The 920-nt window shown below is 42.9% G+C and carries 2 protein-coding genes; one reads left to right on the top strand and one right to left on the bottom strand.

What is annotated here, in order from left to right; translation table 11 throughout:
- Nucleotides 1–205: antiterminator Q family protein (locus EQY_RS0122310; protein ID WP_000306703.1), on the top strand; the 205-nt coding region annotated here is incomplete at its 5' end.
- 155 nt (nucleotides 206–360) lie between these two features.
- On the opposite strand, the gene EQY_RS0122315 is transcribed toward EQY_RS0122310, so the two are convergent.
- Nucleotides 361–885 (bottom strand): lipocalin family protein, encoded by a 525-nt coding sequence (locus tag EQY_RS0122315; protein WP_000780581.1) that lies wholly within the window; start codon nucleotides 883–885, stop codon nucleotides 361–363.
- Nucleotides 886–920: the final 35 nt, after the last annotated feature.

The following is a 920-nucleotide window of genomic DNA, read 5'->3' on the forward strand; positions in this document are numbered from 1 at the left end:
CCGTCTGAAAAAGAACAACAGCGATTTGCATGATTTATTGGTGGACTATTATGTCGGCGGCATGACTTTTATGGCGCTTGCACGTAAGCATGGGCGATCTGATTGTTGGGTTGGCAGGATGCTCCAGAAAGCTGAGGGCGTAGTGGAGGGTATGCTGATGGTGTTGGATCTCCGATTGGAGATGGATGCTGATTGTTCGAAATAATTAAAGGAAAAGTTGCTGTCTGATTGTCATTAGTCTAACATTTTAAATGTTGGAATCGCAACGTAGTTATTATCATATAACAGCTTGTTTCCTGATTTAGCCAGCCTCCCCAAAGGCTGGTTTTTTTCTAATAAGTATTATTTCGGGTAGGGATTTTATTGTTTAACCCATAATAATTCATTGACATTGAATCCCAACTTTTGAGCGGTTCGCACATAGTCTGCTTTTACTTTATCTGGAATAGTTGGGGTCCTTGCCAGAATCCATAGGTATTCTCTGTTCGGACCACTGACAAGAGCATACTTATACTCATCATCCAGTTTGATTACATTATAGCCACCATAGAAGGGGCCAAAAAACGAAACCTTCAATGCTGCAGTTTTAGTATCTCCAGTAAAGTATGCTTTACCTTCGCTCTCGCTCCATTTATTTTTCGTTGGATCGTATCCACGGTTAAGTACACGAATCCCTCCGTCGTTCCGTTTTCCATAAGTAGCGCTGACCTGTTCCAGACCACGTTCGAACCGGTTCTCGAGGCGAGCTATTTCATACCATTTTCCGAGGTAGCGGTTGGCGTCAAAATTTGTAATCGGCTGCACACCTTTAGGTGGTGTCGGGGCCTTACATGCTATAAGAGTGAAAGAGAGCGCAATGCCAGTCAACACAGGCCATAACTTCATAATAAATTATATGAACACATCCCGTTTGCAAGGCA

This window comes from Escherichia sp. TW14182 (assembly GCF_000208525.1).
Classification (GTDB): Bacteria; Pseudomonadota; Gammaproteobacteria; order Enterobacterales; family Enterobacteriaceae; genus Escherichia; species Escherichia ruysiae.

Coding starts and splice junctions, on each gene's coding strand:
- EQY_RS0122315 (WP_000780581.1), bottom strand. CDS start 885: ATGAAGTTATGGCCTGTGTTGACTGGCATTGCGCTCTCTTTCACTCTT.